Origin of the sequence: Microbulbifer elongatus (assembly GCF_020524885.1) — a bacterium.
Classification (GTDB): domain Bacteria; phylum Pseudomonadota; class Gammaproteobacteria; order Pseudomonadales; family Cellvibrionaceae; genus Microbulbifer; species Microbulbifer elongatus_A.
On record NZ_JAIVKJ010000001.1, the window covers coordinates 382468 to 406354 of the forward strand.

Sequence of the window (23887 nt, forward strand, 5' to 3'; positions counted from 1 at the left end):
TATACCCTTGAAAAGAATGTTTACTAAACGTTTTGGGCGGCGCTAATTCTTCTTGCCAAACACCTTAGTAAACTCACCCATCCTATGTCTAACATGCGAGGATGATGATACTGAAGTTTGATAAAGCGGCTGTCGAACCTGATGAGTGCTTGAAGTTGTAATTGCCCTTTCTGACTCATGAAACTTAAACACAGCTTCACTGTGTGTGAGTCCACAGGCATCCAGAATGCGTGGGATCTCCGTTTCCGGTTCCCGGACAAGATCTTCATAGTTCACGGTATAAACTCTATCGCCCAGGCAGTTCTTCCAGGTTGCCATCAGCTGCCGCTCGAGTTCAAAATGGTTGGCAATATCGTTGAGTGAATTGCTCCAGAGATTGCCCCGGTTAAAGCATGTGCGGAAGCATGACCAGGCTATATCTTCAAAGCTCCGTTCAATATGAATAATTGGTGAATCCGGGAAAGCGTTGGTAATAATTCCGAGATATAGAGAGTTGTTGATGGATTTGTCAACGGTGATGCCGTTGGAACCATAGCGTTGTGCTGTAATATCCCGATAGAGATTGGCGATCTCACCAAAAGGCGCTGTGGTCCCTGTGGATGGGTGTGAGTCGCCAAGGGGTATCTTAGTAACACCGCCAAATTGCATAGTCGCCCAGCGCATACCACCGAATTCGCCGCCGTCTAGAATTTTTTCATGATTGGTTAGGATTTGTTCCAGCAGGGTAGTTCCAGAGCGGGGAAGACCGGCAATAAAAATTGGGTTGGTCTCGGTCGAATCGTTTGTTAAGGAACGTTTTACGGGTTCCCGAGCGCCGCGGGCGCTGCGAGTGATGCTAGTGTAGAGCTGTTGCTCAGCGTCAGCGTCGTAGGGAGTCAATTTGCGCGCAAGCTTTGCGCCTGTGGAAAAGGTATCGAAAGCTTGATCGTAAAGCCCCCGATCCAGTTCTGCTTTACCGCGCGCAAAGTAATACGGAATTTTGTTATTGTCTGGCGAGCGGGCAATCGGACCTTCTGCTTTAACAATTCGAGCAAACAGTTCCTCATCTTGGGCGAAGTCACTGCTGGTAGCCAGGGTTAGCCAGGTTATGCCACGGGTATCGTTACTTTTTGACAGAGAGTTGAGCAGTAATTCCCGAGCCTGGTCACGCATACCCCGCTGCTGGAATATCGTGCCGGCGAGGTGTTGCACGGCACCGTGCACTGTTTTGCGGGCCAGGGCTGGCGCAAGTAGTTTGGTTACCTGGTCAAACTGGCCGCACTCGGCCAGAATTGCACAGCAATTCAGTAGATTTTCAACGTTATCGGGCCCTGCGTTCAGATGTTTGAGTGCGGCGCTGCTAGCGAGAGAGAATTCGCCTAGGGAAACGGCAGTATTGGCGATAAAGTGGGTGAGCTTGCTGCTGGTCGAATTAAAGTCAAATAGTTTATATAGCATTGAAACCGCGGATTTCCGGTCGCCGACGGAAGCGGCTTTGGCAATCATGGAAAGGGTCTCGCCTAAATTATCAATGCGCACGGAATCTCCAATACTGATGTTACGTGAAACTAATTTTGCGTCATTCTAGCTTCGTCCCGGCACTTCGGTATTCATTCACAAAATGGCAGATGAGCTTCCTGCTGGGTAGGCGCGTTGCTGATGACTCGTCGCCTTGGGGAGTATAAATCGATTGCTCTCGGAAATAAAAAAGCCCCGGTCATGTGACCGGGGCTGAGTTCTACCTATACCTAGCTTGACTTAGAAGTTGTAGCTAGCGCTCAGGCGTACGCTACGAGGGTACTGGTAGGAAGTGGGCTTCAGGAAGTTCGGGTCCGGTTGGGTTCCCGCATTGTCCAGCTCGCCCAGTTCGCGTACTTCCACTTCTGTGTCGAAGTCGAACAGGTTGAACACGTCAGCACGCAGGACTACTTCAGATCCATTGCCCATGCCGACAGTGTATTGCGCTGCCACGTCGATGTTGTAAGTGTCGCTGGTGCGGCCAGCTTTACCACGGCCGGAAGGCTCGCCACCACAGTAGAAAGACTCGGCACCGTACAGTTCAGCAAACACGTCAGTTGGGTGGTTGCCGATACAGCTGACCGGGCGACCGTCTTCCGCCACGAAGTTGGCGCCGAGGGACAGGCCATTTTCGAAGCGATAGTTACCCCACAGCTTAGCGGTCCAGCGCTGGTCGCTGGGCAGGTACCCGTAGGAGTACTGGGTCAGGCCGGGCTGGTCGAAGGAGGTAGTGATACCGGCGTCGTCCTGGCCGTTGTCACTCTTCACGTAGCCTTCGTGGTTACCCTTCAGGCTTGCGAGTACCAAAGAGCCGCCCATCATCCACTGTCCGTCCCACTCGCGGTCGAAGGTGAACTCCAGCGCCTTATAGGTACGGCTCGCTTCCGGGTAGCCCAGTTGTGCTGCAGACAGGGAAACGGTTTCGTCCATTTCCGTGATGTATACAGACATGTCAGCGCCCGGGTTGGTCAGCACGTACTGGTGGAAGCCGCTGAACACGTCTTCAACAGTACAGGGGCGGGTACCGCCATTGCCGTCACTACAGGTGCCGGACTTGCTGGTGTCCCAAGTACCGCTGGTGTTGTAGTGGTCGATAACTGCGGCATCAATCGCGATATCTTCGATGGTGCTCTTCAGGTCGCGGTATACACCGCGCACGCCCAGGTTCCACTCGTCGTTCAGGTTGAATTCGTAGCCGACAATGAGCTCGTCCTGATACATCGGTTCGATATTTTCGTCCAGTACAGAGCGGGTGTCGGGCACAGTGCCGTCACCAAATACGGAGCTGTCGAACAGGGTGCTCGGATCGTAGATGGCGGTATCGTCGGTGTTCAGGCCGTTGAGAACGTAGTAATCCTCCGTGAACAGCTCGGCTGCCGCCATACGGATGTTGGTATTGGCTGCAATCGGGATGTAGTAACGGCCGTAGTTGGCGTATACACGGGAAGTGTAGTCACCTGTTGGGTCGAAGGAAACGCCCAGGCGCGGAGCCCACTGGTCATCGATCTTGATGAAAGATTGGCCTTCCGCGTTCTTGTTGTCGAACGATTCGTTGCGGAGTCCGAAGTGCAGGGTCAGCTGGTCGTTAACCGCCCACTCGTCCTGGATGTAGAATGCGGAACTTTCGGTCTCGAAGGTACCGCCACCCTGCAGATTACGGACACGCACGTACTCGTCACCGGCATTGAGGTCGCCGGAAGCAACATACTTGTTATTTGCGTCAGCTTCGTAGTAACGGTAGTAGATGCCGCCAGAGTACATGGTGGAGTCAACAGCAGTATTCAGCTCGCTGTCGATACCGGCACGGATAGTGTGGTCGCCGACATAGAAGTCAGCATCGATACGCCAGGCTTTACGCTCGTCGTCTGCAGCTGAGGGCACGGAGTTGCCCCAGTTGCCCAGAGACAGGGCGGTGCCGCTGCGCTGGTCGATGATCAGCGGATTGCCATCGAGCTCACCGGCATCGGTACGGGCATATTCGTTGATACCGTACTGGCCACTCAAGGTCATCCAGTCGGTCATGATGCCGGTGTACTTGAAGATGTGGTTCTCACCACCGCGGGAGTAGGTGGTCTCGCCCACTTCGTCACCGAAGCCGCCGGCGTCGCGGTCGTAGAGGTAAGTGGTCTCTACTTCCTCGCGGGTGTCGTCGAAGCCGGTGTATTCGAGGGTATGGCCGTCGGCAATGATGTAGTCGAGTTTCAGGCCCCAGAAGTCATTATCCCACTCACTTTTGTAGGCACGGGTCAGGCCTGCATCAACGGACTCGCGCTTTTGGGGAGAGTAGAGGGCATAGTAGAACAGTTTGTCCTGAATAATGGCACCGCTCGCCCAAAGATCCACATTAGTGCTGCTGCGCTCATCTTCGTCGTTGTAGGCGGCGTAGGTGTTCGGAGAATCGGAGCGCAAGGCGTCGGGTTCGTAGTAGAAGTTGATGCCGGTCTCGAATTCGTTACTACCGCGCTTAGTGGTGGCGTTCATTACACCACCGATGGCACGACCAAATTCTGCATTGTAGCCACCGCCCTTAACCTGGACGTTTTCGAACATCTGGAAGGGAACCTGGCTGCAGCCGAGGCCGTTACGGAAGTTGGTGATGTTCAGGCCGTTTACGAAGCAGGCGTTTTCCGCTGCGGAAGCGCCGCCCATGGAAATGGAGGCTTCATCGTGGTTGTTGGCTGCAAAGGTGCGGTCTGCGGCCTGGGTGCCAGGTGCCAGCAGCGCCACAGACGTCAGGTCACGAGCAATCGGTACGCGCGAGGTCAGTTCGTCAGTGTTGACAACAAAGTCCTTGACCGCAGAACTGGTATCGATGGTGGTCACCTTGCCGAGGACTTCCAGCTCTTCGATGGTGCTATCCCCACCTAGAACGATATCGCGCTGGGTCTTGCCACCCAGGCCAACGACAACGCCCTTCTGCTCGGTAACAACCTGCCCGTCACGGCTCACTACGATGTCGTATGTGCCAGTAACCAGGGCAGGGAAGCGGTACATGCCGTCTGCGTCTACCTGTACGGTACGAGTCAGGCCCAGGTCGCGGTTGGTGATAGTGATGGAAGTGCCTTCGACACTGGTGCCGGCGATGTCGCTCACGTTACCGCGCAGGAAGCCGCGAGTATCGTCAGCGGCAAATACCGGCGCGCAGAAGCTCGCGCTCACTGCCAGTGCAATCAAGCTTTTCTTAAAGCTGTTATTCATTGTAAATCCTCTCTTGATCGTTGGATTTATGATGTTTTTGCCAAAGATTGGCGTGTTTAGAAATGACTACCCCCAAGTGGTCATTTCCTTCCCAACGATTACTTAACGGATGGGAAAGCACTTCCCTCAAAAAAAAGTTACAAATTCTGTGCGGAATGGAATGTCAGTATTGGGAGGTTTGGCGTGAGTGGGCGGGGTGAAGACTTTAGGGCTATGCGCGGGTGGTGGGTAGATCAAAAAAGCACCGTCATTCTGGCAGGGCCTGGAGGAGATGTAGGTAGGTTTAGAGCTGGAGGCGGAGCTTTGTTAGCCACGTTTGCGCCACTGATTAGGTTATATAGTGGGGAATTGAAGTTGGGGCTCTCATGCCAACCTTGCACTTCGATGGATTTCATTAAAAAACCCAGCCTGTTTCCAGGCTGGGTTTAAGCTCAAGGTCAATATCTCAAATTAGAATGCGGTATTGAAGCCCAGAGTATACGAGCGACCGTAGGTCCAGCGCGGGGATCCTACGCCGAGCTCGATGGGAGCTGGCTCCCAATCTGTGGCATTGTCTACGTACATGCGAACGGTGGTCTTGTCGGTGAGGTTGTAGTTCACGCCGAGGTTGATCAGCGTGCGGCTGGGCAGCTCACTGTAGGGGTTACCGTTCTGGTCCAGGTACTGCAGAGGGTCAGCCTGTTCTGTGTTGCGGTCTCCGCGGCCAGTGTATCGGAAGTCAACCAGAGTGGTCAGGTTGCCAATCTCATGGCGAATGCGCAGATCACCACGCCAATCCGGGTTGTTGTACTGGCCGGTGGAGTCGGTCAGGTCAAAACCGGTATTGGAGGTCGCGTTCTTCTTCAGATTGTACATACGCAGATCTGCACTCAGGAAGCCGGCATCGAAGTTGCCTAGCAGGCTGTCCATGAATGGCATTTCGTTGATGCTGTTTTCATAGGAGATGGTGTACTCCATGGCACGCAGGCTGCGCAAGGCAGCGTTTACGTATCCGGAGTCAAACGCGTTGTTGGTGGGCAACTGGAAGTCTGCTTCACGCGTAAACATGCTGCAGAACTGATTTGGGAAGTCCGTGGAGTCGTAACAGGCTTCCATAATCTCAGTTGGGGTGAAGTTCACGATCGCATCGTTGATATCGATCTCGACATAATCGGCACTGATCGCCAGGCCGTCAGCCCAGGATGGGGTGTAGACGATACCGATGTTGGCGCTCTCCGCCTGTTCATTCAGCAGGTCCAAGTTACCACCGTTAAAGCCGCGACGGGAGGCATTCTTCGATACCCCGCTGAAGTCGGCTGGGATACCTTCGGCGGCACAGTTGGCCTGGCGCACCTCAGGGTTGGGGCCGCTGGTAATGAACTGTGCATCACAGGGGTCGCTGGCGAACTCTGAAACCTCAACCCGAGGCAGGAACAGTTCGGTTACCGCAGGGGCTCGTACCGTCTCCTGAATGTTACCGCGGATCATTACGTCTGCAACAGGGCGGTAGTTTATGCCAACGGCCCAGGAGTCGTCTTCGCCAGAGCGGCTGTTATCCATGCTGCGGAAGGACGTCTCCAGCGACAGGGAGTTGAGGCCGATAAAGCCCATATCCTCGGATACGAGCGGCACGTACATTTCCGCGTACACATCGGTAGTGTCGTACTCACCCTCGAGACTGGCGTCGGTCAGGCCCTGAATGGAGCCGGTACCATCGTCAGCGAACGCCGCTTTTTCTGTGCGGTGCTCAACACCCAGTGCCATTCCCAGGCCGCCGGCGGGTAGCTGTACCAGATCACCGGAGGTGTATGCGCTATAGATGTCCTGATCCATACGGCTATTGCCGATGGTGTTATACATCACATAGTTGTATGCCTCAGGAGAAATTTCGCCAAACGGGTTGAGTGCGACACAGTCACCGACTTTGCCCAGTGGGTGGTCATCGGAAACCAGGCCAAGGCCCTGATTGACCAGGTTGTCCCCATAACCATCTTCATAGTTATAACGGCAGTCAGCAGCACCGGTCTCGGGGTTGATCCCTGCGTCCAGTGCAGCCAAGAACTTGGCATCGTCAAGTGCCTTAGAGTTAGAGCTGATGGTGCTCCAGCCTTTCTGGTAGGTGGCATCCCAAGTCCATTCCTCGCCCATTAGCTGGAAATCGCCGTCAAAGCCGAAGCGGAAACTGGTGGTTTCAGACTCGTTGCTGATTTCGCGCACGCCGAGACCCGTCCAGGCTTTGTGAATGTAGAAGTCGCCAGGGCCACCCAGCTCAGCTTCCAATTGTGCGCGAGCGCTGTCGGTCAGGAAGGGGTTGCTGGTATTGAACTGCATGGCAGCACCGAGGCCGCCAAAAATGCCAGAGCTGTAGTGCGCGGCCTGGTAACCGGGGTTCTCTGCCAGGGAAGAGTTAGAAAAAATCTGCGCGCTAAAGTTCAGGTTGTCTGCCAGCCGATAGTTAGTCATGGCAGTGATGTTCCAGCGCTCGTAGCCTTCTTGAGCCGAGTTGGCCTCGGACAGATTCAGGCCGTCACCACCAGAAGCCCACACCTGATTGTTAAGTGGGGTGCCACCGTCGAAGCCGACGATACCACCGGAGCCAGTTGGGTCGAACTGGTAGAAGTTGCCGTCACTCCAGGCGCCAATACCGAGGTTGGTCACGGCGAGAGATCCGGGAGTGATCAGGCCGCTGTTTGATAGCACGCCAGCCCTTGGTGCCGGGTAGAGGCGAGTCTGACCTGCAAATACCTCGCCATCGGGACCAGCTACCTGGTCATCCTCAAAAGGCTGGAAGCCGCTCCAGTCGTCGCTGAGGCTCGGCACATCCGCCGCGCGGATATTATCCATTTTGTTGTATTCGACAGATACAACCATGTTGCCGCGGCCATTGTCGAAATTTCCACCAATCAGGCCGCGGATGGAGGTGTCATTGCCCAGGTCGCCGCCAATCATACGGTTATCGATGGTCAGCTCGGCACCCTCGTAGTCGTCTTTCAGTATGTAGTTGACAACGCCGGCAACGGCATCAGCGCCGTATACCGCAGCGCCGCCTACTTTTACGACTTCTACGCGGTCGATCAGGGATACCGGAATGTTGTTCACGTCCACCTGAGAGCCTGGGTTAGAGGCGCCACCGAAAGGCGAGTTGCTGGATACGAAGCGGCTGCCGTTAACCAGAGTCAGGGTGCGCTGGGAGCCCAATTCGTACAGGTTGATGGTGCGCTGGCCCACCCCCTGGGACGCAGCCGCGGTGTTGCCGCCAATAATCGGCGAGGCCGCTGCGAATACACCTGGAAGGTCGGCTACAGCCTGCTGCGCGTTGGTAATACCGCGCTCCTTCATGTACTCGGAGTCGACGGATGTGATCGGACGAGTGGTGACCAGGTCAGGTTTCGCGATACGAGAGCCGGTAACGTAGACTTCTTCGATCATTACCTCGCCAGCTTCGATGTCTTGATTGGTCGCTTCTTCTTGTGCAAAAGCCTGCATGGATGGGACGAGCATTACAGCGGAGAGCCCAAGTGCGCTCTTGACGGCCATGGACAGGAGGTTCTTCTTCATTGTATATCCTCTCTTTATTGTTGGACTTATAGTGTGTTGCCAATTTTGGCGATTGACTGAAATGACTACCCCCAAGTGGTCATTCCTTTCCCAACGATCACTTAACGGATGGGAGGGCGCTTCCCTCAACAAAAAGTTACAAATTTCATGCGTGATCGTATGGCAGGATTGTCAGGTTTAGTGTACAGGGTGGGCGGCGCTGGACCGATCATAAAAAAGCCCCGCCAAAATGGCGGGGCTTGAAGGAGAGGTAAATCAGGCTTAGAACTGAAGAGTCACGCTTCCGTAGAAGAAGCGGCCGACGGTGTCGTAGCTTCTCATCAGGGTGTTCATGTCATCGTTGTTGCTGACATAGGGGGGCTGCTGGTTCCAGACGTTGCGGATACCGCCTGTCAGGGTGATGTTCTCCCAGCGGAAGTAGTTGAAGTTCACGTCCTGATACCAGTGGGCATCGATGTGAGTCACCAGGTCAGCGGGTGATGGGTCGAAGTCATCTACCTCGCCGAGCATGCGCACGGTAGTGAAAGCGCTCCAGCAGTCGTACTCGTAGCCTACAGTGCCGTAGAACTTCCATTCAGGGAAGGCGACGATTGCAGTAGTCACAGGGTCTGCACCGTAGTAACCGGCGAGATCAATGGTGGGGTCTTCGGCGCTACCGCGGTATTTCCACTCATGTAGATAAGTCGCTGTGGCGTTGACAGTAACCAGGCCGGGACCGGCGCTGATGCTATAGTCGAAGCCGAGGTCGACACCAGAGGTCTCAAAGGTGGCAACGTTCTGGCTGTTCAACAGCTGACCGGCAATGTTGCCATCAGCATCACGTCGTGTGGGGGCCACCGGAGAGGGGGCTTTACCAACCGCGTTTGCACCAGTGATCAGGCCGCACAATGGTGAGCTGAAGTTCGGGCTCTCGTAACAACTTTGCACAATGGTGTTGGTGGTGAGGGTGCCGATGGCGTCATCAATACTGATATTGAAGTAATCGACCGTGAAGCCTAGGTCATCGGTCCAGGTCGGCGTCCACACAACCCCTAGAGTCCAGCTCTCGGATTTCTCCGCTTTCAGTTCTGTGTTGCCGCCGAACAAGCCTGTTGCCTGATCGTTGGGAATTTCGGTTCCCGGTGCAAAGCCATCTGCGAGGCAGTTGGCCTGCACATTGGCATCGTCTTCAGAGCCATATTCATTACAGGGGTCGGCGTAGGTTTCCGCCGACACGGTAGGTGGCAGGAAGAGATCGTCGAGCCCCGGCGCACGGAAGCCTTCTGAGTAGGTGCCGCGGAAGCGCAGTTGATCCAATGGAGCATATTCCACTACCGCACCAAAAGTAGTGTCGTCACCAATGGTGTTGTAATCTGACCAACGGAAAGAAGCCTCTACAGCCAGCACTTCAGCCCAGGGGCGCCCATCGAGGATGGGGATGCGCACCTCGCCGTAGAATTCATCGACGCTGTAATTACCACCCCAGGCATCACCACTGACAAAGTAAATCTGGCCGATTTCCGCGGCACCATCCGGTACTATTTCCGCCCGTTCGGTGCGGTACTCATAGCCCACCGCCCAGGCGGGTGCTTCGCTGGCGAGGCTCCACTCACCAAAGTCGCCCACCAGGTTGGCCTGAACGCTGCGCAGGGTGGAACGCTCCACAGGTGAGCTGGTGACAAGGGCGTAGTCTTGCATTTCTTGGGTAAGAGTGCCCTCTTCAAAGGGATTCCACAGTCCCGGGCATTCCGGGTCGTCGGCGCAGGCCGGCCCAACAGGTACGGTGCCTATCTCTATGGGCGCGCCGTCTGCGTCAAGTACCAGGTCGCCGTTCGCGTCGGTTTCATAAACTGGCTCCACTGCGCCCAGCAAGGTGGCAAACCGCAGGGTGTTTCCGCGGCCGCGGTCGATTTGAGAGTCCACCCAGCGCGCATAATTGTAGGAAAGGTCCCAGGTCCACTCATTACAGAACTCGCCTTCGAAGCCAATCACGCCGCGCCAGGTATTGAGGTCTTGAGAGAATGCGCGGCCGCCAGTTTCTTCGAGTCGGCGCCCGATGGTTACATCTGAACCCGCTGGAATAAGGTCAGAGTCCGGAAAGAATGGACTGGTAGATGGCACTCTGGGGCCCCAGAAGGTGCCCTCCGCGGCAAGCAGTTGGTCGGACCGGCGGTTGACGAACGAGAGCTCGCTGAAGCCGTTAATGGTTGTCACATCTTTCCAGTCGTACAGCTCGTAGGTGCCGTAACCGTACATGGAGGCCACTTCCTGCGGTGTTACCAGGTAGCTCACCTCGGCGAAGTTGTAGGCATCGGCGGCAGTGCTATAAGGACGCACCACCCCGGTGTCCGGATCGACAATCAGTTGACTGGTGTTGGCGGTGGGAGAGAAGCGGGCTGGCGTTGTAAAGCTACTGCCGCCACATACGATGTTACCGCCAATTTCGCGTAGCGGACATTCAGAAAAACGGCGTTCGGATTGAGAAATATCCTCACGCTTTGTGTATTGGGCGTTGAGCATCACGTGACCGCGATCATTGGACGCACCGATGGTCATCGCCGCCAGGTATTCGTCGCCGTCACCATGGGTCGAAGAGCCGTAGTCAAAGGTCAACTCCGCGCCTTCGAATCCTTTTTTGGTGATGATGTTGATGACACCGGCGATGGCGTCGGAACCGTAAATGGTCGATGCACCGTCGCGCAGGATTTCAACGCGCTCAATAATCGAAGTGGGTATGGTGTTGAGGTCGACCACGCCGGTAGCGCCTGCGGAGGAGCTAAGGCGGCGACCATTCATCAAGATCAGTGTGCGGGATGAGCCCAAACCGCGCAGTGATACGGTAGAGAGACCGCCACTGCCGTTGTTCACAGAAGAGCCCAGTTGACCACCGGTCATGGAAGGGATGTTCTGCAGAAAGTCTTCCAGTGTTGTCTGGCCCGATTGCTCCAGAGCGGCAGCATCGAACACGCTGATAGGGGTGGCGCTATTGGCGTCCGTCGCACGTTGAATGCGAGAACCGGTTACAACAATTTCCTCAACCTGCGCCTGTGCATCCTGAGCAATAGAAACGGTAGAAAAGCTGGATGTTACGGCGGCAGCTGCGATCGCGCCCTTGATTGCCCGAGAAAGACGGGTTTTGTCCATGGTATACCTCTCCTGATACCGGTGATGTTCGCCGAATATGGCCATGCCCTCCCTGACAACTGCTCACTTCTATCAACAGAGGCTTGCTATCAACCCTAGAACAATTTTTCTTCATTCAAGGTTATTGGTGAATGAAATTGCGCCTTTGGTTCGGTTGTGCCAAATGTGACGTCAGAAAAGGAGAGAAATACGAACAGCGTGTGCGCTGGTTTTTATTGGGATGCCTGCAGTGCGCGACACAGGATTTGCCGCTGGAGTGTCCGCTGATACGGAAATTCAGCAATCAGAATAGGGTGGGAAAGGGGGAATTGTGAAATCGATTGGCAGCGGTTGCTTTACATATTGAAGCTGAGCGTGCTGTACCAGTAGCGGCCGGTCAGGTCGTAGGTACGGGCATCGAAGTTATCGTTGAATGCGGAGGCGGCAAAGGGTGGTGCTTCGTCCAGCAGGTTGTCGATCCCCAGCGCGAAACGGAAGCCGCTGGGTACGCCGTAGGCAATCTGAAAATCGTGAGTGGACCAGCTGTCGATTTTTCGCGTCACACTCTGATTGTTCAGGGTAAAGTTTTCCCGAAGATCGCTGACGTAGTGAATGGTGTATCCGCCTTCCCAGCGGCCGCGTTGCCAGTAAATGCCGGTGTTGGCTTTCCACTCCGGCAGCGAGCCGGCGCCGCCACTGGCGGAGTCGACAAAGGTGCCAGACAGGTCTTCAATTGGGCTGCCTGGGGCCAGCTGGTTGAGGTAGCTGGCCATGTGGCTGCCGTTCATGGACCAGCGGATCAGCCCCAGCTCGCGGGACTGATGCTGGTAGCGCAGACTGGCGTCGATGCCGCGGACTTCCCGCGCGCCAATGTTGAGCCGCGTGGCGACTATTCGGGTGATATCACCCTCATCATCCCGCTCCACCCGGTTGGCAAACAGATTATTGTTTGCGTTCTGGTTGATCAGGTACTGGGGGCTGGTGTCGATCACGTCGTTCTGACGAATATCAAACAGATCCATGCTGATGTGGAAGCCGGTATAGTCTCCTGGCGTCCACACGATGCCGAGGGAGCGGTTGTCCGAGGTTTCCGGCTGGAGATTTGGATTGCCGCCAAACTCGGTCAGGTACTGAATTCGGGACTGATCCGCTCGGCCATTGCAGCCCGGCAGCGAATCGGCATTGCTGTTGGTACAGGGGTCGAACAGAAACTCTTGGCTCTGGTAGCCGGTCTGGTTCATGTCCACCAGGGTCGGTGCCTTGAAGCCGGTGGCATAACTGGCGCGTAGAAGGAGTGACGGAATCGGGCGCCAGCGCAATGCTACTTTTGGGTTGGCTGTATTGCCGAAGTCGCTGTAATCGGAGTAGCGCACCGCGCCATCGAGCCACAGGGAATTTGCCTTCAGAGGCACGGAAAACTCTCCAAATGCCTCGCCGATCAGTCGTTCCCCTTGTGCGGAGCCGGAAGCCGCGCCGCCTATAAAAGATAAGCCGTTGGCGTCATTAGAAGCGAAATCGATCGCTTCGCGCCGAATTTCCACACCTGCTGCGGCGAGAATATCGCCGGCGTGAGTCTGCCCGAGGGGACCGTTTGCGACATAGGTCAGGGACGTCATCCGACTGGCGCCGTTAACGCGGCTTTCTCCGCGAATGAAATCCAGTTGCTCCCGATCGATGCTGCCAGGAGCGCCCAGAAGGTTCACGGGGACGCAGTCGACTTGCGTATTGCAATGACTGACACCTTGGAGCCCGGCGGAGAGTCGGTTCGGGTCAATAAGGTTAGTAAGGCGTTCGCGAGCCTGGGTGTAGTGCGTGGCCGCCGTCAGTTCCCATTGCCAGTCATCCACGAACCCTTTAAGGCCTGTGTTGAAGCGCCAGGTGTCCGTTCCGTTGTGTTGAATTCGGGGGCCAAGCTCCAGCACGCGTTTGCGCACATCTTTGATCTCTTCACCGAATGGGTTGTAAACCTGGTCGGCGGCAATCGTCAGGTCGCCATTGTCGAAGCGGGTGAAAACCGGGGTGGCGGCCATGGTGGACTCGGACCTGGTCCGCACCGCCATGATTTCCGCAAAAGCCTCTGCGGCCTCGCCCAGGCTTTGATTGCCGGCGATGTAAAGGGATTGTCTCTCGGAAGGGACCAGTGCCGAGGTGCGCTCGCGGAAATTGTAGAGGTCTTCGGTGGTCCAGGGAGCATAGCCATCGCCCGAGTTGGTGACCACGGTGTCGGATAGGGCGATATAACCCTGCGGTGAAGCGGATGAACGCAGGTCTGTGCCGCCGCGTGCACGATTGTCGGCCGAGGCTGACAGTTCGCGGTCGCGGCTGAAAATCTCACTCTGGCGGTAGTGCGCCAGGCTGAACATCAGGTGGCGCTCATCGTCGCCGGCGCCCCAGGTCACGCTGTAGGAGTTGGTTTGCTGGTCTCCGCGCTCGGCCTGGCCGTAGTAGGTGTTCACTGAGAGGCCGTCGAAATCCCGGCGCAGGATAATGTTGACTACACCGGCGATGGCGTCGGAGCCATACACCGCGGAGGCTCCGTCTTTCAGCACTTCGATACGGTCTACCGCCGACAGGGGGATGGTGTTGAGGTCGGCTGCCTCGCCACCAAAACCGTTGCTCACAATGCGACGGCCGTTGATCAGTACCAGTGTGTTGCTGGCGGGAAGGCCGCGCAATGTCACCGTGGCGGTGCCATTGCCACCGTTGGTTACCGATGTGCTGGTTGAATTGCCGGAGACCGCCGGCAGGAATTTCAGCAGCTCGGATATAGTCTGCGCGCCGGTGATTTCCAGTTCCGGCTGTGCGAGCACGTCAATGGGGGCGTAACTGTCTAACTTCAGGTGGCGAAGGTGGCTACCGGTCAGGTTGCGGCCGGTAACGGTAACTTCCTCGGCCGGAAGCAAAGGTGGCTCCCCATTGTCCCCGGCGCTGGCGTCATCGCCCCGTGCAACCACGGCAACGGCATTGGTACCGGTATGGGTAAAGGTCAGTGGTGTCTTTTCAAGAAGCTGGCGCAGCGCCGGGGCGATACTGCCGTCGGGCGTTTCAAGGGTCTGTTCGGGAGTATAAATAGACGACGCACTTTGGTCCTGAACCACAAGGGACACACGACACTGGCGGCCAAGGGTAATCAGAGCGCGGGAAAGGGGCCCCTCGGACACCTGAACCCCGGATTTCGGGCAGGCAGCAGCGGCACTCTCTGTGAGTGCCAGCAGGCCAGTCAACGACAGTGCCGCCCAATGCCGGAAATTCAATTCTGCTCATCCCACCCGCGAATCCAGCGCGATCAGGCACCGGATACAGCAGTTCTTACTGTTTGATGTTGTGGTGAGGGTGATCGCCGAGCTTTTGGCTAAAAAAAGATCGATCACCCAAGGCAGGTTTTATATCTTAGTTAGGCTTGGGTGACAAGAGAGTCAGGTTGGGATCGCTCTGATCCTGCTCGAGATCCAGTGCGGTAGCAATGGCAGAAAGGGTGCTTTCCGGGTCAGTCAGTTCGAAAGTGCCGGATAGGGTTTGGTCGCTAACACTGGGGGCGGCGGCTGCAGGCACCTTGAGGTAGCGGTTGAGCTCTTCCAGGGCTTCCTCTAGAGGGGTTTCATCGAACACCAGTTGCCCCTGGGTCCAGTCCAGCGCCTCTTCCGCGGAGGTGCGGCTCACATCGGACAGGCCGCTGTTAGAAACACTGACTTTCTGGTTGCGGGTCAGCTTGACTGATTCCGGCTGCAGGCCACGGGCTGTACGGGCTTCGCTCACTGCCACGGTACCCCCGGTCACGGAAACCCGGGTGTTTTCCGGATTGCGCTCTACGTTGAACTGGGTTCCCAGCACGCGAATGTTTGCGCTGCCAGCGGCCACGGTGAAGGGCCGAGAGGTTTGGCGGGCGACATCAAAGTAGGCTTCACCGCGCAGCAACTGGGTGCGGCGCTCTTCCCGGCTGAAATTGACGATCAGCTCGGAGTTGGTGTTCAGTTTGACTTCGGAGCCGTCGGGCAGCGCGACAGTACGGGTCTCGCCAACGGCAGTGGCGTACATCTGTTGCTGAACCGGCGTCTGTTGCAACCACTGGTTGCCAATCCACAGGGCAATACCCAGGCAGGCCGCTACGGCGCTTCCACCCATCAACCACTGGGGCAGATTCCAGCCGGCGTTGTCGGTTGCAGAAGTCGTCGCGCGGGCGCGAGTCTGGGACTTGCTTGGCGCGGAGTTCGAAGAGGTGCGGTAATCCGCGCTAGGTACGCTTTCCGGGTACAGTGTATCCAGGGGCATATGAGAGAGTGCGCCCAGGTCACCCCAGAGCTCGGCCATTTCATCAAAGGCTTGACGATTGGCAGCGGATTCGGCCATCCAGGCGGCAAAAGCGCGGCGGTCAGCTGGGCTGATCGCGTCGGAACGCAGGGCAGCGATCCAGGCGCACGCCTGATCCAGCCTGTCTTCCGTTGGTACGTTTTGTACTTCCTGAGGGTTCACCGCACTAATACCTTGTTTTCGAAACCTGTTTGACTGCCTGTCAGAGTTGTCATTTGAAGGATTAGTGTCTTGCGGCACTCACCGACGCCATTCGCAGCTCTTGCGCACCAATATGGTGCTAAGGAATGGCGTTCAAATCAACTTCTCTATCTGTTGTGTGCAATATTTGCGATAAATCTCCGCAAAATTTAGCACATATTGTCCGCGGGATCCGCTATTTCTTACTTGGATGCCGCTGCTCATATGTAAGACGAACGATCTCCGGGGCCCCTCAAACAAATTTATTGTTTTTTGCTGCAAGGCGGTGCGCTCAGTTGCCTGGTTGCGCCAAACTTGTTCAAGGTCACATTCAGGGGGGGAGCGAGTTCACGCAGGGGGCGTCAGCATACGCCCGCAGGGCGAAGGTTATGTGACGTCTGGTGGACAGTGTTGAGATGCGGGAGCGACCTATAAGTTTCCGACTTTCTTTCGGCACGCTTTCAGGGCCTGGAGAATGTACTTCTCCACACTGCTGACCGAAATGTTCATTTCCTGGGCGATCTCGGCGTAGGACAGGCCGCGGCTTCGGTGTAACAGGAAGGCTTGGCGGCACTTTAGGGGCAGGCTGTCCATTGCTTCGTGGATGGCCTGCAATTGTTGCCGTGCGGCGAGAACCCGCTCGGGGGACTGGTGGAAGACGTGATCGTCGTCGGTCGCCGTGGCACCCTCTGCCGGCAATTGCTGGTTTACGTAGTCGAGATGAAGCTTGCCGCGACGCAGCTGATCTACCGCCAGATTATTGGCGATCTGGAACAGGTAGGCACGGGGGTTCTCGAGGTCTTTCTCGTCGCTGAGCTTCTGCAGGCGCAGGTATGCGTGCTGGGCAATGTCTTCGGCGTCTTCGGTGCTGCGCACAATGCGGGTGACAAAGCGCACCAGTGCTTGGCCGTGGTCGGCAAACAGCTTCTCCAGAAGTGTCTTCCGGGCTTTATTCATCAGTCGGTGGAATCCCCGTACAGCGCTCGTTGTGATTGTTGTTTTCAGTGCACGGCCATTTCAGGCGGTGGTCAGGAGCATTGGTGTCGAGCTGCGAGAAGTTATAACACAAGCGCACAGCAATCGACGAGTGGTCGTTTTGACACGATGAGATGACGCAGCCTGGCGGGTAGTTCTACCCCGATGCGATGGGGCGGGAGGGTCAGGCATGGAGCGGGTCCACTGGCAGGTCTCTATTCCTGCGCGTTGATGCCGGTATAATGGCCGCCTTCTTGTATGCCGCTACCGGCACACACCCTAGACAAAACATGGCACCGAAAGGTGCGGAGAGCGAATGAGTTATCAAGTACTGGCGCGCAAATGGCGGCCGCGGCTGTTCCGGGAGATGGTGGGGCAGGAGCATGTGCTACAGGCCCTGATCAACGCCCTGGATAACAATCGCCTGCATCACGCCTACCTGTTTGCCGGTACCCGGGGGGTGGGGAAGACCACCATCGCGCGGATTCTGGCCAAGTGCTTGAACTGTGAAACTGGCGTCAGCTCCGAACCCTGTGGCCAGTGTTCCGTGTGTACCGAGATTGCCGACGGCCGCTTTGTCGACCTGATCGAGGTAGATGCCGCATCCCGCACCAAGGTAGAAGATACCCGCGAGTTGCTGGAAAACGTTCAGTATGCGCCGACAAGAGGGCGCTACAAGGTGTACCTCATCGATGAGGTGCACATGCTGTCCAACAGCTCTTTCAACGCACTGCTGAAAACGCTCGAAGAGCCGCCGCCCCACGTCAAATTCCTGCTCGCCACCACGGATCCGCAGAAACTGCCGGTGACCGTCCTGTCCCGCTGCCTGCAGTTCAATCTCAAGAATATGAGCCCGGAGCGCGTTGTAGAGCACTTGCGCTTTGTATTGGAAAAAGAACTGGTGCCGTTTGAAGAGGCTGCGCTCTGGCATCTTGGCCGCGCTGCGGATGGCAGTATGCGGGATGCCATGAGCCTCACCGATCAGGCTATCGCCTTCGGCGGTGGCAAAATCAGTGAGGGTGAAGTGTGGGCCATGCTCGGCACTCTGGATAGCACCCTGGTATGGAAGTTGGTCCGGGCCCTGGCGGAAGAGAATCCGTCTGCGCTGTTTGCCGCGGTAAACGAACTGTCCGAGCAGGCGCCGGACTATAGTGCGGCGCTGGCAGAGCTCGCCGCTATTCTGCACCGCATCGCCATCGCCCAGGTACTCCCGGAAGCCATTGACAATGCACTCGGCGATGCCGAGTTGCTGCAGCGCCACGCGGCCACCATGGCCGGGGAAAATGTGCAGCTGTTCTACCAGATGGCGTTGCTCGCCCGTCGCGACCTGCCCTTGGCACCGGATCCCCGCGGTGGCTTTGAAATGGCACTGTTGCGCATGCTCGCATTCAAACCGCAGGGTGTGGCCAATATTCCTACCGCCAGCTTGTCTGGCGCGAATCAGCAGGTCGCCAATCAACAAGGTGCAGGTCAGCAAGGCGCAAGCGCGCCTTCGCCACAACTTCAGTCCGGAGAGATACCTGCGACACCGGGGCCGGTGACGGACGCGCCGGTAGAGCGCGCAGCAGAACCTCAGCCGCAGCCGGCGAATGTACAGCCATCCTATCCTGAGGAAGTGCGTGAACAGGCGCCAGCAGATGACGCGCCGCCCTGGTCGGAAGATCCCGCGCCGCGACACTCTGCACAGGAATCGCCTGTAAAAAAGCCTGAAACTGACCGGTTGCCACAGTCTCCTGTGGCGGAAGCGGCCGTGTTGGTGGAAGAAAGTCCCCTGGAAGTTGGGGCAGGGACAGAAGAGCCCGCGCAAGAACAATCGGTGGAGCGACAGCCGCTGGAAAACGAACCAGCCGCTGGCATGTCGGCGCCACAGGCGATGGCGGCGGAAGTAGCTGAAGCTGAGATGGCAGTGCCCGCGGCTCAGATGGCAGCGCCCGCGGCGCAGGTGGGTGACCGAGCGGCCATGCGCGAGCTTCTTCGCCAGCAGGTAGCGGAAGTGGAATCCACGCCGAGTCAGCCATTTCAGCGCGAGACCGCCGTCGCTGGCGCAGTGCCTGAAGAATCACGCCCAGCGGTGCAGGAACCCGCTGCGGTTCCAGCTGCGCGTCTGGACGCACTGTCCCCCGGCAGCTGGCCGGCGATGTACCCGCAGGTGGGGGTGACCGGTATCCTTCACTCCATTGCCTCGCACCTGGAGCTGCTCGGGCGACAGGACAATATACTGTCGTTTACCCTGGATCAGTCCTTCAGCAGTCTGTATGACGAAGGGCATCAGCGTCGCCTGGCCGATGTTCTCGGAGACTTTTTCGGTCAGCCGGTCACGGTCCATATCCAGGTGGGTGAAGTACACGGCGGCACTCCCGCACGACTGATTGCCGCTACCAAAGAGGCGCAACTGCTTTCTGCCCGCGATGCGCTGAATAAAGATCCTGTCGTGCAGGATCTGCAGGCAGAGCTGGGTGCGCAGCTGGTGCCGGAATCGGTGGAATATCTCGGGTAAGCCCGCAGACTGGCAGTTCGGGAGTGCGAACCCTCCCGGCTCGTAAAAAATATTAAACGCATTGAATGAACGGTGAATTTCATGATTAAAGGTATGGGCGATTTGATGCAGCAGGCCCAGAAAATGCAGGCCGAGATGCAGGAACGCATGGAGAAGATGCAGAAAGAGCTGACCGAGCTGCGTGTTACCGGAGAGTCCGGTGCCGGCATGATCAAGGTCACCATGAACGGCCGCCACGATGTAGTGGATGTGAATATTGACCAGAGCCTGCTCGGTGAAGACAAGGAAATGCTGGAAGACCTGCTGGCGGCAGCGGTCAACGACACTGTGCGCCGTGTTGAAGAGGCCAGCCAGAAGCTGCAGAAAGAGCAGATGGGTGGCCTGGCGTCCGGTATGAACCTGCCGGAAGGCTTCAAGTTCCCCTTCGGCTAACACCGGCCCAAACATTAACTATCCGGGCCCGGTAAGGGCCTTTTTCTTTTCCCGACCTGACGTCAACTATTTGGCCCAACGCACACTATGTTCAGCCCCCTGATTGAAGACCTGATCCGCGCTCTGCGCTGCCTCCCCGGTGTCGGCCCCAAGTCTGCCCAGCGTATGGCCATGTACTTGCTGGAAAAGGATCGCGACGCGGCTGGGCTACTTGCCAGTTCCCTGCAGCAGGCAGTGGAAAAGGTCGGTCGCTGCAACCGCTGTCGTACATTAACGGAGCAGGATATTTGCTCCCTGTGCAACAACACACGCCGCGATCACACACTGCTATGCGTGGTGGAAACACCGGCAGATGTGCTTGCCATCGAGCAGGCGGGCAATTACCACGGCCTGTACTTTGTTCTTCACGGCCACCTTTCACCCATCGATGGCGTAGGCCCGGCGGATATCGGCCTGGATCTCCTTGGCGAGCGACTGGGGGAAAAGGAAGACGGTGGTATCAGTGAGCTGATTATCGCCACCAACCCCACAGTAGAGGGGGAGGCAACCGCACAATTTATTGCTGAGCGCGCTCGCGCCAAAGGCGTATCGGTGAGCCGCATTGCCCACGGCGTGCCGATCGGTGGCGAGCTGGAATATATTGATGGCGGTACCCTGGCGCACGCCTTTAACAGCCGCACGGTGTTGTGATGACGGACCTGAAAACTTCTTCGGTTGATACGACACCGGTATGGATCGATAGCAGTGAAGCACTGAAAGAATTGTGCGAGCGCCTGCGCACCCAGGGTGCGGTCGCGCTGGATACGGAATTTATGCGCAGCCGCACGTTTTATCCGCTGCCGGCGCTGGTACAACTCGGGGACGGCAAGTCCTGTTACCTTATCGATAATCTCGCCATCGAGGATCTCGAGCCCCTGCGCGCGCTGCTGCTGGATACCAGCGTGGTGAAGATCATGCACAGCTGCAGCGAAGACCTGGAGACACTGGATCGTCTTCTCGGGGCGGTACCAGAGCCCATCTTCGACACTCAGATTGCCGCAGCAATTTCCGGCATGAGTGCCGGTCTGGGGTATGCGGCCACCGTAAACCAGTTGCTGCAGATCGACCTGCCGAAAAGCGAGACTCGCTCTGACTGGTTACAGCGCCCGCTTAGCGAGTCGCAAAAAAACTACGCGGCACTGGATGTTGCGTGGCTGCCGCTGGTGTATGCCTTGCTGCTGAAAAAACTGCGTGAGCAGGAACGCCTGGAGTGGTTGCGGGAAGACTGTCGGGCCGTTGTCGAGGCTGCCAAAGCGCCGGAGGCCCCGGAACTGTATTACCGCAAGGTCAAAGGGGCCTGGCGACTGCGCCCGAATCAGCTCGCGGTGCTACAGGACCTGTGTGCCTGGCGTGAGCGCGAAGCGCGCGCCCGCAATATGCCGCGCAATCACCTGCTGAAAGAAAATGTTTGCATGAGCCTGGCCCAGGCCATGTCCAAATACCTGGCGACGCTGTCGCAGCCCGGCCTGGAGGGTAAAACTCTGCGCAAGTACGGCGATACCCTGCTGGAGATCATCGCCCGCGCCAGTGAGCGTGATGACCTGCCACAACGCCTGCCGCAGCCACTGAATCGCGAGCAAGGTGAGGTGCTGAAGCTTCTGCGCCAAAAGGTCAATGCACTGGCGGAAGCGGCGGGTTTGCCGCCGGAGATTCTGGTGCGCAAAAAAGAGCTTGAACAACTGGTGCAGGCGGCAACGCCTGAGCTGGAGGGCCGCCTGACCGGCTGGCGCCGTGCCATCGTTGGTGAGCCTCTACTTGAAGAACTGAAATCCCTGAGAAATAGCTAGTGAAAGTCCTGTGTGATATCTACCGCAGCCCGCGGGAAAATGAAATGTACCTGTATGTGGAAAAGCAGCAGGGCCTCGAAGGTGTGCCGGAGAAGCTGATGGAATTGTTCGGCAAGCCAGTGCACGTTACCACCATGTTGTTGACCGCTGAGCGCAAACTTGCTCGCGCGGATGTGGAAAAGGTCATGCACGCGGTGCAGGATCAGGGCTACTATCTGCAGATGCCGCCGGTGGCCGACGATGAAATGCGGGCGATTGCCGCGCAGAACAGCAAGTTGCCGCGAGGCTGATCGAATACCGTGGTCAGCCAAAGGCCTTTCTGGCAGCGCAAAACCCTCGCGGAGATGACGGCCGCAGAGTGGGAATCCCTCTGTGACGGTTGTGGCCGCTGTTGCCTGCATCGCCTGGAAGAGGAAGAATCCGGTGAGGTATACACAACCTGCGTTTCCTGTAAATTGCTGGATACGCACAGCTGTCGGTGCAGCGACTATCCGAACCGCAAACAACAGGTGCCAGACTGCATCCAGCTGACACCGCAAGATGCCGCCGGGTTTACCTGGCTGCCGTCTACCTGTGCGTATCGGATACTCGCTCAAGGTGGGCAGCTGCCGGAATGGCACCCGCTGGTTTCCGGTGACCCCGACAGTGTGCACAAGGCCGGTATCTCTGTGCAGGACAAGGTCGTCAGTGAGACGGAAGTGCACCCGGATGATTACGAAGATTACATCGTCACCTGGGTGGGTGACGAGTGATCTTGAATGGTTGACCGCTCAACCGCTGTTCAGTCAAAGCCGCGACAATAGAAGTAAATAAGCAAAGCCAATACGTTAAACAAGAAAGCGCAAGGGAATTAGAGAAAAAGCATGGCAGAAGAGTTCAAAATGGCCTGGGCGATATACGCCGGTGGCGTGGTCATCCTGCTGGCCGCAGGGTGGTGGTTTATGCGGAACTGGAGTTGGTCCTGGGTGCGCAACCTGCTGTTGCTGGAAGCGGCCACTGTACTAATGGTGCCGGCTCGTGGGGTTGATCCAGCGGGGCCGCTGACCCCGATACTGCCGCTGTTTGTTTACCAGACCGTGTTTGAGGAAGAGGGGGCCACACCAGAGGTGGCGGCAAGCCTGGTATTTGCTGCCGGAGGAGCGTTTGCGGTAATGCTGATTGTGGGCATCGTCATGCTGATGGTACGCCGCCGCAAAGATCGTCCGATGACCGAGAGTGACCAGTACTGATTGTCCATATCTTTGATTCAGCGCCAGGGTGTCGCGCAAGCGGTAACTGGCGCCATTTCCTCTCTTCTGCTGCGTCCTGCAGCTTCCGATCATCCAGCTAACTGCTATATCTAATAGAGCCCGCAGTAATCTCCCCCGCCATTTCTTTTGCGATTTTTGGGTGGCGGAGTATTTGCCATTGCGGCGCCCAATGGCACTCAAGCCAATATGCACCCGGAAACGGCCCGGAAGCCGAAGAAAAACGCACCAAACAGAGCACCAAACTAAGCAGTGCCTGCAGTGCATGAAATAAAGGGACAGGGATGCTCGATCACCTGCTAATACTGACCGCGGTCATGCTGGTCTCCGGTATCCTCGGCGGCCTGGTCAACTACTATCAGATGCTGTTTACCGAGGAAGATCCCGCAGGGTTGGCCCGTTGCCTGATCATGGGCCTGTGCGGGGCTTTGATGGTGCCCATTTTCCTCAAGTTCACCCAGAGCGATCTGTTGATCGAAATCCAGGGTGATCCTTCCCGCTTGCTGATTTTCACCGGTTACTGCCTGCTCGCCGCCATCGCCTCGCGCATGTTTGTATTTAACGCCGCGCGCCGTCAGCTGCGGGATGCCAGCATTGCCCGTGCGCGCGTAGAAAACCTGGAGCAGGAGATTCGCGCGATGCAGCTGGAGATGATGCCGCTGCTGGAGCACGAGATCGAAGGTGATCCGGATCAGGGCCCAACCCTGGACTTCAACCAGATCCGCAAGCTGGATGACAACGCCCTGCATGTACTGAGCCTGCTGAATAACGGCGACTGTGTGTTCCGCTCTCTCGCTGGCATGGTGCAGGAGGGGAACATGGAAACCAATTCCGTGGCCCGCGCCCTCAACAGCCTGCTGGTGCTGGAGATGGTTGGCAAAATCCACAGTCACCTGGGTATCCGCTGGTATATCACTGACAAGGGCCGCCAGGTGGTGCGCCGTCGCCGCGCGCAAGTAGCCTGACCCTTTGTTGAGTCACCGGTAGGGCGGGCTCGAGATTTGCCGGTTTGTGACCCATCGTTATGGTTTGGTCGCAATATCCCTGCCCCCGCCCTCAAGCGTCATCCAATCTGACCGATTCCGCCT

The 23887-nt window shown here is 57.1% G+C and carries 15 protein-coding genes; 8 read left to right on the plus strand and 7 right to left on the minus strand.

The window, feature by feature from the left end; genetic code table 11:
* Positions 1–42: 42 nt before the first annotated feature.
* From LC059_RS01510 to LC059_RS01540, 7 genes are all read right to left on the minus strand, one after another.
* Positions 43–1518, minus strand: coding sequence for a sulfotransferase (locus tag LC059_RS01510; protein WP_226702064.1), 1476 nt, complete (start codon positions 1516–1518; stop codon positions 43–45).
* A gap of 219 nt (positions 1519–1737) precedes the next feature.
* Complete coding sequence (locus LC059_RS01515; RefSeq protein WP_226702065.1) at positions 1738–4695, minus strand: TonB-dependent receptor domain-containing protein; 2958 nt, start codon at positions 4693–4695, stop codon at positions 1738–1740.
* A gap of 450 nt (positions 4696–5145) precedes the next feature.
* The gene (locus tag LC059_RS01520; RefSeq protein ID WP_226702066.1) at positions 5146–8232 is read right to left on the minus strand and encodes a TonB-dependent receptor domain-containing protein; all 3087 of its coding nucleotides are present in this window, start codon (positions 8230–8232) and stop codon (positions 5146–5148) included.
* Positions 8233–8493: 261 nt separating this feature from the next.
* The gene (locus tag LC059_RS01525; protein ID WP_226702067.1) at positions 8494–11355 is read right to left on the minus strand and encodes a TonB-dependent receptor plug domain-containing protein; all 2862 of its coding nucleotides are present in this window, start codon (positions 11353–11355) and stop codon (positions 8494–8496) included.
* Between the two features lie 335 nt (positions 11356–11690).
* Positions 11691–14588: a TonB-dependent receptor gene (locus tag LC059_RS01530; protein WP_226702068.1), complete on the minus strand. Its 2898-nt coding sequence runs from the start codon at positions 14586–14588 to the stop codon at positions 11691–11693.
* Between the two features lie 136 nt (positions 14589–14724).
* Positions 14725–15804 carry a FecR family protein gene (locus LC059_RS01535; RefSeq protein WP_226702069.1) on the minus strand — a complete coding sequence of 360 codons (1080 nt, stop codon included), beginning with the start codon at positions 15802–15804 and terminating at the stop codon, positions 14725–14727.
* A gap of 447 nt (positions 15805–16251) precedes the next feature.
* A complete protein-coding gene (locus tag LC059_RS01540; protein ID WP_226702070.1) occupies positions 16252–16779 on the minus strand; it encodes an RNA polymerase sigma factor in 528 nt (175 codons plus the stop codon).
* A 334-nt stretch (positions 16780–17113) separates the two neighbouring features.
* Between LC059_RS01540 and dnaX the strand changes: the two genes are divergently transcribed.
* The 8 genes from dnaX (at position 17114) to LC059_RS01580 (ending at position 23764) form a co-directional block, all read left to right on the plus strand.
* A complete protein-coding gene (gene dnaX, locus LC059_RS01545; RefSeq protein WP_226702071.1) occupies positions 17114–19294 on the plus strand; it encodes a DNA polymerase III subunit gamma/tau in 2181 nt (726 codons plus the stop codon).
* Between the two features lie 81 nt (positions 19295–19375).
* The gene (locus tag LC059_RS01550; protein WP_226702072.1) at positions 19376–19726 is read left to right on the plus strand and encodes a YbaB/EbfC family nucleoid-associated protein; all 351 of its coding nucleotides are present in this window, start codon (positions 19376–19378) and stop codon (positions 19724–19726) included.
* An 87-nt stretch (positions 19727–19813) separates the two neighbouring features.
* Positions 19814–20416, plus strand: a complete 603-nt coding sequence (recR, locus tag LC059_RS01555) for a recombination mediator RecR (RefSeq protein WP_226702073.1) — start codon at positions 19814–19816, stop codon at positions 20414–20416.
* Complete coding sequence (rnd, locus tag LC059_RS01560; RefSeq protein ID WP_226702074.1) at positions 20416–21552, plus strand: ribonuclease D; 1137 nt, start codon at positions 20416–20418, stop codon at positions 21550–21552. The genes recR and rnd overlap by 1 nt, the downstream gene beginning before the upstream one ends.
* On the plus strand, positions 21552–21842 hold the full coding sequence (locus LC059_RS01565; RefSeq protein WP_226702075.1) for a YcgL domain-containing protein: 291 nt from the start codon (positions 21552–21554) through the stop codon (positions 21840–21842). Before rnd ends, LC059_RS01565 begins: the two co-directional genes overlap by 1 nt.
* Before the next feature lie 9 nt (positions 21843–21851).
* Positions 21852–22304, plus strand: coding sequence for a YcgN family cysteine cluster protein (locus tag LC059_RS01570; protein WP_226702076.1), 453 nt, complete (start codon positions 21852–21854; stop codon positions 22302–22304).
* 111 nt (positions 22305–22415) lie between these two features.
* Positions 22416–22781, plus strand: a complete 366-nt coding sequence (locus LC059_RS01575; RefSeq protein WP_226702077.1) for a hypothetical protein — start codon at positions 22416–22418, stop codon at positions 22779–22781.
* A 302-nt stretch (positions 22782–23083) separates the two neighbouring features.
* The gene (locus LC059_RS01580) at positions 23084–23764 is read left to right on the plus strand and encodes a YEATS-associated helix-containing protein (protein ID WP_078084697.1); all 681 of its coding nucleotides are present in this window, start codon (positions 23084–23086) and stop codon (positions 23762–23764) included.
* Positions 23765–23887 lie beyond the last annotated feature (123 nt).

What these genes read in the sequence shown, in the direction of transcription:
- LC059_RS01515 (WP_226702065.1), bottom strand. Translation starts at nt 4,695, where the DNA reads ATGAATAACAGCTTTAAGAAAAGCTTGATTGCACTGGCAGTGAGCGCG.
- LC059_RS01520 (WP_226702066.1), bottom strand. Translation starts at nt 8,232, where the DNA reads ATGAAGAAGAACCTCCTGTCCATGGCCGTCAAGAGCGCACTTGGGCTC.
- LC059_RS01525 (WP_226702067.1), bottom strand. Translation starts at nt 11,355, where the DNA reads ATGGACAAAACCCGTCTTTCTCGGGCAATCAAGGGCGCGATCGCAGCT.
- LC059_RS01540 (WP_226702070.1), bottom strand. Translation starts at nt 16,779, where the DNA reads ATGAATAAAGCCCGGAAGACACTTCTGGAGAAGCTGTTTGCCGACCAC.
- dnaX (WP_226702071.1), top strand. Translation starts at nt 17,114, where the DNA reads ATGAGTTATCAAGTACTGGCGCGCAAATGGCGGCCGCGGCTGTTCCGG.
- LC059_RS01550 (WP_226702072.1), top strand. Translation starts at nt 19,376, where the DNA reads ATGATTAAAGGTATGGGCGATTTGATGCAGCAGGCCCAGAAAATGCAG.
- recR (WP_226702073.1), top strand. Translation starts at nt 19,814, where the DNA reads ATGTTCAGCCCCCTGATTGAAGACCTGATCCGCGCTCTGCGCTGCCTC.
- rnd (WP_226702074.1), top strand. Translation starts at nt 20,416, where the DNA reads ATGACGGACCTGAAAACTTCTTCGGTTGATACGACACCGGTATGGATC.
- LC059_RS01575 (WP_226702077.1), top strand. Translation starts at nt 22,416, where the DNA reads ATGGCAGAAGAGTTCAAAATGGCCTGGGCGATATACGCCGGTGGCGTG.
- LC059_RS01580 (WP_078084697.1), top strand. Translation starts at nt 23,084, where the DNA reads ATGCTCGATCACCTGCTAATACTGACCGCGGTCATGCTGGTCTCCGGT.